The sequence below is a fragment of the Prevotella pectinovora genome, assembly GCF_000834015.1.
Classification (GTDB): Bacteria; Bacteroidota; Bacteroidia; order Bacteroidales; family Bacteroidaceae; genus Prevotella; species Prevotella pectinovora.
In genome coordinates this window covers 1-7,698 of sequence record NZ_JXQI01000001.1, presented here as the reverse complement: position 1 = coordinate 7,698, position 7,698 = coordinate 1, and the positions used below count along the sequence as shown (strand labels likewise).

Here is a 7,698-nt window from a genome sequence, read left to right as displayed (position 1 = left end):
AGGACCACGACGTGGAACATTACCCGATTCATTGACGAGATTTTCAGAGAATTGCTTGCATATCTCAAGTATTTTGACGAATTTTGTATAAAGGTTGTACATACGATGGTTCGAACTTAATGTTTTGGTCACTACTAAGTTACTAAAAATCAGCGATATGTACAACTTTTTACTCATATTTATCAACTTAAATTAATTCCGCCAACGGGTTAAGAAAAGAAAAGTTTCGGAAAATACGAATCAAACGACACTGACCAAATAACAGATAGAAATACTAACAAAAAAGGCATTAAACGGAATAATGGCCGATTGGGGTCTATCCTATCAATGCGAACTTGAATATACCTTTTGCGTTCCACCATAATGAAACGCAAAGGGTACTGCCAATATTGTATTGACAGTACCCTTGAGCCAAATATTTATCAAAACTACTTTTCAAGTCCACGATTGCTGATCGTCACGTTCAGGAGCATCAGATACTTGCGATACTGATTCTCGGTGAGCACATAGCGCATGTGCTTCAGATCCTTCTGCAACGCCTTCTCAACCATCGGCTTACGCTCATCTGCGTTAGCATTGCCGGCATTCATCATATCGGCACAGAATTCTGAGTGGATGTCTTGCACGGCTTCCAACTGATCGATCGACAAGCAAAGCGCATCAGCCAATCTGCTGTAGTTTACAGTCATCTTGTAGGCATTGGCTGTGTTTGTCGTGTTCAACTCCTCGTTCTCCGCAAATGTCATGGTCATGCTGAGCACTGCCATAACAGTTAAAAACAATCTTTTCATAATTCCTAAATTTTAAATTAATTACTAAAATGGCTACGGTACTATTCTCACGAATCACCTACACCGGTTATCCTTATCTTTTTACCTTAATATATGTTTGGTATATTTTATCATGTGTCGAGACCAAAGCATGCAACTTTGTCTTTTTCACGCTGCAAAGATAGACAAACCTGCAACAACAAACAAACTATTTGAGTTTCTGTTTGCGTTAACAGAGAATATTTTGACATATATCAAAACGCCTTTACTTACACATATCTTTTCTTAACATATTTGAAATATCATTTTGTAAATACCAACAATCAACGGCTCACACTCCTTTATTTCTCATATATCTTGTAGATTTATCCCCTCTTCCACCTTTATTTGATTTGATTTTAGTAATTTTGCCACAATATTGACTAATAACATAACACCCTAAATAATTAAAGAGTTGAAAGATATGAAAACTACTACAAGTTCAAAGGGGAACATCGTGGCAATAATAACGATGATGTTCCTGTTTGCAATGATTTCGTTCGTAACAAACCTTGCAGCACCTGTGGGTGTGATCTGGAAGAACACATTTGCCGGAGGCGAAAATGCCAACACCATCGGTATGCTCGGCAACGCCATGAACTTCCTGGCATACCTCTTCATGGGAATTCCATCAGGAAAGATGCTTGCCAAAATCGGCTACAAGAACACTGCCATGACAGGTGTGGCAACAGGTATCGCCGGTCTGGTACTGCAGTTCCTCTCCGGCACATGCTCATCGGCAGAACTCGGTTTCTCGATATATCTGCTCGGTGCTTTCGTATGCGGCTTTTCGGTCTGCATGCTCAACACCGTGGTAAACCCGATGATCAATCTGCTCGGCGGCGGCGGCAACAGAGGCAACCAGCTGAACCTCATCGGAGGAACACTGAACTCTCTCTCCGGAACGCTCACGCCGATGCTCGTGGGCAGCTTGATTGGAGAAGTGACAAAGGATACCAAGATTGCCAACGTGAATGTGGTGCTCTTCATCGCAATGGCGGTATTCGCAGCAGCATTCTGCATATTGTATTTTATAAAGATCAACAATCCGGAACACAAACCGGAAGAGAAACTGGCACACTCGCCTTGGGATTTCTCAAACTTCAAGCTTGGAGCGATTGCCATATTCCTGTATGTCGGACTGGAAGTTGGAATTCCCGGAACCCTGTTCTTCTATATCTCTGACACTACAGCTGCCGGCGGCGGCACCGGACTTGCCAAGGCTACAGCCGTGGCTGGCTTTGTGGCTGCCACATACTGGTTCCTGATGCTCGTAGGAAGATTCTCCGCAGGACTCATAGCCGACAAAGTGTCGAGCAAGGCAATGCTCACCGCAACATCCCTACTGGCAATAGCATTGATGCTCGGAGCGATAATTCTCGGAAAGAGCTGCCATGTGGAGATGCCTGTATTCACCGGCTCAAGCGTGGCAATATACCATCTGCCTGTAGCTGCACTGCTTCTCGTGGCTTGCGGACTGTGCACATCGGTGATGTGGTCGTGCATCTTCAACCTCTCAGTTGAGGGACTTGGAAAATACACTGCCCTCGGTTCCGGAATATTCATGATGATGGTAGTCGGCGGTGGCATAATGCCGCTGATACAGAACTATATCGCTGACCATTATTCATATATGGTGTCATACATCGTGCCGCTGCTCTCTATGGCATACATCTCATTCTATGCAATAAAGGGTTCAAAACGATAATACAGGATGGCGCTTTCTCCGATACTGGCAGATTGTCTCGCCAGCATCGAAGAACACGCCAAACAATAACATAACGAAGAAATAATCATGAAAGAGAACAAATATGTCATCGGACTGGACCTCGGAGGCACCAATGCCGTGTTCGGTCTCGTGGACGAGAACTATGAGATAAAGGCAACAGGATCGCTCCTCACACAGGAGTATACTCTGGCAACGGCTTTCGTAGAGGATGCTGCGGAAGTGATATCCGAACTGTCTTCAGTGGCGGGAGGCATCGAAAACATCAAAGCCATTGGTATCGGAGCTCCTTGCGGCAACTACAATGCGGGAACAATCGAACACGCCGCCAACATCTCATGGGGAAAGGGTGTGGTGCCCATCTGCCAGATGCTGAACGAGAAAACGGGAATCCCTGTGGCAATAACCAACGACGCCAAAGCTGCCGCTCTGGGAGAAATGAGCCATGGAGCAGCCATGGGGATGAAGGATTTCATAGAGATAACTCTCGGTACGGGTGTCGGTTCGGGCATCGTGGCAAACGGCAACCTGATATACGGCAGCGACGGATTCGCCGGAGAACTGGGCCACTCGATAATGTTCTTCGACAATGGCAGGAAATGCGGATGCGGCAGAAGCGGATGCCTCGACATGTATTGCTCGTCGAGGGGAGTGGTGATGACTGCCAAGGAAATGCTTGCCGAAGAGGGAGTGCTGTCAAGCCTTGCCAACATCCCTGCCGACAAGATGACGACACTCGACATTTTCAATGCTGCCGAGGCTGGCGACAAACTGGCACAAATGGTGTTCCGCCGCACAGGAGAGATTCTGGGAAAGGCATGCGCAAACTTCGCCACATTCCTGAGTCCAGAGGCTTTCATCTTCTTCGGCGGTGTGGCAAAAGCCGGCGACTGGCTTCTGAAACCGGCAAAGGAAACATACGACAAATATGTGCTCAGCCTGTATCGCGGCAAGGCGAAATTCCTGACAAGCACCCTGGAAAACGGCACTGCGGCAATACTCGGCACTGCAGCGCTTGCATGGCAAGAGACTGCCAAATAACGGAAATGAAAGGAAGGAAATGACAATGAACAGAGAAGATTTCAGATTTGAGATTTGCGCCAACAGTGTGGAGAGTTGTATCGCCGCACAAGAGGGTGGCGCAGACCGCGTGGAACTGTGTGCCGGAATACCGGAAGGCGGCACCACACCATCCTATGGAGAGATAAAGGTGGCGAGGCGCTTGCTGTCATCCACACGGCTCCACGTCATAATCCGTCCGCGAGGTGGCGACTTCCTGTATTCGTCGCTCGAAATGGAGCGCATGGAGGAAGACATCAGGATGTGTCGCGAACTGGGAGTTGACGGTGTGGTATTCGGATGCCTGACGGAAAACGGTGATGTAGACATAGAGCAGAACCGCCGGCTGATGGAGTGTGCCAAAGGGATGTCGGTGACTTTCCACCGCGCCTTCGACCGCACAGCCGACCCATTCGCCGCCCTTGAAGACATCATATCATTGGGCTGCAACCGCATACTGACCTCCGGACAACAGCCGAAAGCCATTGACGGAACGCCGCTGCTTGCCAAACTGCAGGAGAAAGCTGCCGGACGGATAACGCTGCTTGCGGGAAGCGGCGTCAACGAGGACAACATCCGCGACATATACGACGCCACTGGGATATCCGAATATCATTTCTCTGCAAGGGTCGGCATTAAGAGCAAGATGAAGAATATATGTCAGAACGTATACATGGGAGCAAAAGATGCCGATGAACAGAATATTCTCGTGACCGACAAAGACAGAGTCAGAAATACTATAGACATGTTGACGAAGTAACGAGTTGACAAGTCAACGAAAACAAGCAGACGAGCAGACCTGGATTATAGTCCGACAATTGTCAAGAGCTATTTCCTTGTCTGCTCGTCTGCTCGTCTACTTATTTACTCGTCTATTTCAGCACCATTATATCGCTCCAGCGCGTCGTAGGACACGGACTCTTATGGTCATGCCGTATAGCATCAGCGAACTTCTTTCCGCCGGGATATTGCTGCGAACTGAGTATCACGGTTTCCGTGCCGCCCACTCTATTGAGATGGTCTACGGCAGAATCCATCCTCGTCATCCTGCCATGCCGGTTGGCATCATAAGAGAACATGTCGGGCTGCACTGCCCCCTGCGGAACGACACCCATCAAGAGCACACCTGCCCGTTTGAACATTATCCCCTCTCTGTAGATGCTTCTCAGACAGTCGGTAGCAGCCATCACGATATCTATAGTGGAGCTGGTCGGCGTAAGAAGTGTCTTGTCTGCCATATTGCCATACTGCATCAGGTCTTCCCTGAAATGGTTAGAGTCGATGAACACTCCCACTACCTGTGCCACAGACTGCTGCTTGCGCAGTTTCTCAGCCGATCTGACGGCAAAATTGGCGATATGAGTGCGTAGCGTATCAAAGTCGCCCACCATCCCGTCGAAGCTTCTGCTCGTGCAGATGCTTTTCTTTCTGGCAGGCAAGTCGTCGGGCACACAGTCTATGCCGTTCAGCTCATTCCACGTACGCTCGATGACGATGTTCTTGAACATCATCCTAACCCACTCCACCTTATGTCCGGCAAAGTCGAGCGCCGTAGATACCCCTATCCTTTCAAGCTTTTCGGCATACCTGCGGCCTATTCCCCACACTTCGCCAACGTCGTAAAGCCCCAGCGCCTTAATGCGTTTCTCATCATTGTCTATCAAGCAGCAGTGGTCATAGCCTGGATATTTCTTGGCGAAATGGGATGCCACCTTGGCAAGAGTCTTGGTGGTGGAGATTCCGATACTTACAGGAATGCCAACCGACCGCCACACCCTGTCGTGCAGGTCACGCCCCCACTGCTGCAGCTGCTCTCCGTCTATCCCCTCAAGAATGGCAAAAGCCTCGTCAATGGAATACCTGAAACACTGCGGAGCCATGTCACGGATGATTGCCATGACACGCCCGGTAAGCTCGCCATACAGTTCATAGTTCGACGAGAACACCTCGATATGTGTATCGGGGAAAAGCTGTTTGAGCTGATAGTATGGCGTACCAGCCTTCACCCCCATGAGCTTTGCCTCCTTGCTTCGCGCCACCACACATCCGTCGTTGTTTGAGAGCACAACGACGGGTTTCCGCTCCAGATCGGGACGGAACACTCGTTCACAACTCACATAGCAGTTGTCACAATCGCAGATGGCGTAATATTTTGTCATTCCTCTATCGTTTCCATTGTTTGATGGTCCACACCACGACTCCCCAGATACGGAAATCGTCAAGGTTGTCGATGCGTATCGGCGAATAGGCGGCATTGGCAGGCCGCAGCTCGATATACCCCTCGGCAAGATGCGTAGTGTCGAGATATTTCATCGTGAACTCCTCGTTGACGTATGCCACTATCACATCCCCGTCGTTCGCCTGCAGCGAACGGTCTATCACGGCAATGTCTCCATCGCAGATGCCGGCTTCCACCATCGAGTCGCCGGATATGCGGGCATAGAATGTTGCCTCGGGATTCTTTATCAAGTCGCGGTTGAAGTCGAGACTGTCGTGCAGATAATCCTCGGCAGGACTCGGAAAACCGGCTTTTATGCCGGGAGCAAGCTGCAACTTCAATCTGCTGTCGAACTCACCTCTCAGAAGTTTTATCTTAGACATAGACGTCACATTGTGTCTTCCAATCCTTATCTCACCCACACGGCATAGTCGTCCTTGCGAGGCTTGGCAGGTGCCGGTTGTGCGGCGGCATATCCGAGCGCCACATGGCCTATGCCTTCATAGTCGCCTTCTATGCCCCACTTGCGGAGCATCTCCTTGCCCTCGTCCATGTCGAACACCTCTTTGGCTCTGTGTATCCAGCAGCTTCCCACACCAAGCGAATGGGCGGCGTTCATGAGGTTGCCCATCACAAGCGAACCGTCATACATATACGTAGGGCGCTGTCTGTCGGCAAGCACTATCAACACCACCGGAGCTCCATAGAATGGGTCTGACGTAGTGCCCATCACCTCGGCATTGAGTTCAGACAGGCGGTCGCGCACTGCCTTGTTGGTCACCACAACGATGCGTGGCGACTGCATTCCTCTACCCGTGGGAGCGTATTCTCCAGCTTCCACGATCTCTTTTATCACTTCGTCTGACGGCATGCGCTCCGGATCAAATCCTCTCACGCTGCGACGAGTCTCAAGCGTTCTTATCGTTTCGTTCATAATACCATTTGTTTTTGTTTCTGTCGGACAAGATGTCAGAAATATTGTCAAGCGTAATCCTCGATTTGACAACTTTCCACGAAAAGACATCAGCAACAAGTTCTATCAACAGATTTCCGACATTCTCTCATCTAACGGACTACAAAATTAGCTTTTGACACCCGCAATCAGAAATCGAAACAGTTAATGTTGGTTAATGCCACGCAACAACCTGCACATAAGCCCAATCTGCCATTAGCCACTCCACAATTATCTACTTGCTGCTTTGCCATTGGCATAGCTGCCATTTGGCACATTTTTTGATAATCCCGATATATATGACTCAATATGTTTTTGTATATATCATTATTGCCGCCTCGCTTATATATATAGGTTATAAGATATGGCAGGCGGTGTCACACAAGCCAAAGAGCGGTTGCACTGGTTATTGTGCCAACTGCCCTTTGGCTGATGAACTTCGGCGGAAAGCGCAACGGCAGGGAATGAAAGGCAAAGCTTCTGGCTCCTGCTGCAACAGGTCAAAACTGTCGAAATGCAATAAAGAAACTGCGTCTCAAACCGACAAACAATAAATTTTGAAGAAAAAAACAGCCTTTTCGGTAAGTTTTCAAATAAAAGTGAAAGAAAAATTTGGTGGAACGAAATAAAATTCATACCTTTGCACTCGCAATCAAGCAATGGTACCTTGGCCGATCGGTTAGGTAACGGTCTGCAAAACCGTGTAGAGCAGTTCGACTCTGCTAGGTACCTCAAGGAGTTCTGAAACGATTTTTGTTTCAGAACTTTTTTTATACCCTCGCCACACACCTCCAACATCCCCGGCATTGGCTCAGTGGAAATTTAGTGGGGATAAGCATAAATCTTTGCAAGTCGATACAGAAAGAACTTTTCATCAACGATGCCCCTTAGTGATGCTCTGAAAGCTTTGATTTTTGCATTAAAGGATTCAGCT

At 48.5% G+C, this 7,698-nt stretch carries 7 protein-coding genes, 1 tRNA gene and 2 pseudogenes; 4 read left to right on the top strand and 6 right to left on the bottom strand.

The features are described from left to right. Together ST42_RS13705 and ST42_RS00040 are read right to left on the bottom strand one after the other, a co-directional pair. Positions 1 to 177: pseudogene (locus tag ST42_RS13705) on the bottom strand (IS982 family transposase); the annotation flags it as partial. A 251-nt stretch (positions 178 to 428) separates the two neighbouring features. Next, positions 429 to 791 carry a hypothetical protein gene (locus ST42_RS00040; RefSeq protein ID WP_022316773.1) on the bottom strand — a complete coding sequence of 121 codons (363 nt, stop codon included), beginning with the start codon at positions 789 to 791 and terminating at the stop codon, positions 429 to 431. A gap of 442 nt (positions 792 to 1,233) precedes the next feature. Here ST42_RS00040 and ST42_RS00035 point away from each other — a divergent pair, with 442 nt between their 5' ends. The 3 genes from ST42_RS00035 (at position 1,234) to ST42_RS00025 (ending at position 4,354) form a co-directional block, all read left to right on the top strand. Continuing rightward, positions 1,234 to 2,517, top strand: coding sequence for an MFS transporter (locus ST42_RS00035; protein WP_022316775.1), 1,284 nt, complete (start codon positions 1,234 to 1,236; stop codon positions 2,515 to 2,517). Positions 2,518 to 2,604: 87 nt separating this feature from the next. Continuing rightward, positions 2,605 to 3,576 carry an ROK family protein gene (locus tag ST42_RS00030; protein WP_044071748.1) on the top strand — a complete coding sequence of 324 codons (972 nt, stop codon included), beginning with the start codon at positions 2,605 to 2,607 and terminating at the stop codon, positions 3,574 to 3,576. Between the two features lie 25 nt (positions 3,577 to 3,601). Continuing rightward, positions 3,602 to 4,354: a copper homeostasis protein CutC gene (locus ST42_RS00025; RefSeq protein WP_044071750.1), complete on the top strand. Its 753-nt coding sequence runs from the start codon at positions 3,602 to 3,604 to the stop codon at positions 4,352 to 4,354. A gap of 112 nt (positions 4,355 to 4,466) precedes the next feature. Here the strand turns inward: ST42_RS00025 and ST42_RS00020 are convergent, their stop codons facing one another. The 3 genes from ST42_RS00020 to ST42_RS00010 are packed head-to-tail and all read right to left on the bottom strand — an operon-like array spanning position 4,467 to position 6,746. Next, positions 4,467 to 5,753, bottom strand: a complete 1,287-nt coding sequence (locus ST42_RS00020) for a Y-family DNA polymerase (RefSeq protein ID WP_022316778.1) — start codon at positions 5,751 to 5,753, stop codon at positions 4,467 to 4,469. A 4-nt stretch (positions 5,754 to 5,757) separates the two neighbouring features. Then, the gene (locus tag ST42_RS00015; RefSeq protein ID WP_022316779.1) at positions 5,758 to 6,195 is read right to left on the bottom strand and encodes a LexA family protein; all 438 of its coding nucleotides are present in this window, start codon (positions 6,193 to 6,195) and stop codon (positions 5,758 to 5,760) included. Between the two features lie 26 nt (positions 6,196 to 6,221). Beyond that, entirely contained in the window at positions 6,222 to 6,746 is a 525-nt protein-coding gene (locus ST42_RS00010) for a nitroreductase (RefSeq protein ID WP_044065013.1), read from the bottom strand. A 679-nt stretch (positions 6,747 to 7,425) separates the two neighbouring features. On the opposite strand from ST42_RS00010, the gene ST42_RS13700 reads away from it, so the two are divergent. Next, positions 7,426 to 7,496: transfer RNA gene (locus ST42_RS13700), tRNA-Cys, on the top strand. A 90-nt stretch (positions 7,497 to 7,586) separates the two neighbouring features. On the opposite strand, the pseudogene ST42_RS14145 reads toward ST42_RS13700, so the two are convergent. Continuing rightward, a pseudogene (locus ST42_RS14145) lies at positions 7,587 to 7,698 on the bottom strand (ISAon1 family transposase); the annotation flags it as partial.

What these genes read in the sequence shown, in the direction of transcription:
- ST42_RS00040 (WP_022316773.1), bottom strand. Translation starts at nt 791, where the DNA reads ATGAAAAGATTGTTTTTAACTGTTATGGCAGTGCTCAGCATGACCATG.
- ST42_RS00035 (WP_022316775.1), top strand. Translation starts at nt 1,234, where the DNA reads ATGAAAACTACTACAAGTTCAAAGGGGAACATCGTGGCAATAATAACG.
- ST42_RS00030 (WP_044071748.1), top strand. Translation starts at nt 2,605, where the DNA reads ATGAAAGAGAACAAATATGTCATCGGACTGGACCTCGGAGGCACCAAT.
- ST42_RS00025 (WP_044071750.1), top strand. Translation starts at nt 3,602, where the DNA reads ATGAACAGAGAAGATTTCAGATTTGAGATTTGCGCCAACAGTGTGGAG.
- ST42_RS00020 (WP_022316778.1), bottom strand. Translation starts at nt 5,753, where the DNA reads ATGACAAAATATTACGCCATCTGCGATTGTGACAACTGCTATGTGAGT.
- ST42_RS00015 (WP_022316779.1), bottom strand. Translation starts at nt 6,195, where the DNA reads ATGTCTAAGATAAAACTTCTGAGAGGTGAGTTCGACAGCAGATTGAAG.
- ST42_RS00010 (WP_044065013.1), bottom strand. Translation starts at nt 6,746, where the DNA reads ATGAACGAAACGATAAGAACGCTTGAGACTCGTCGCAGCGTGAGAGGA.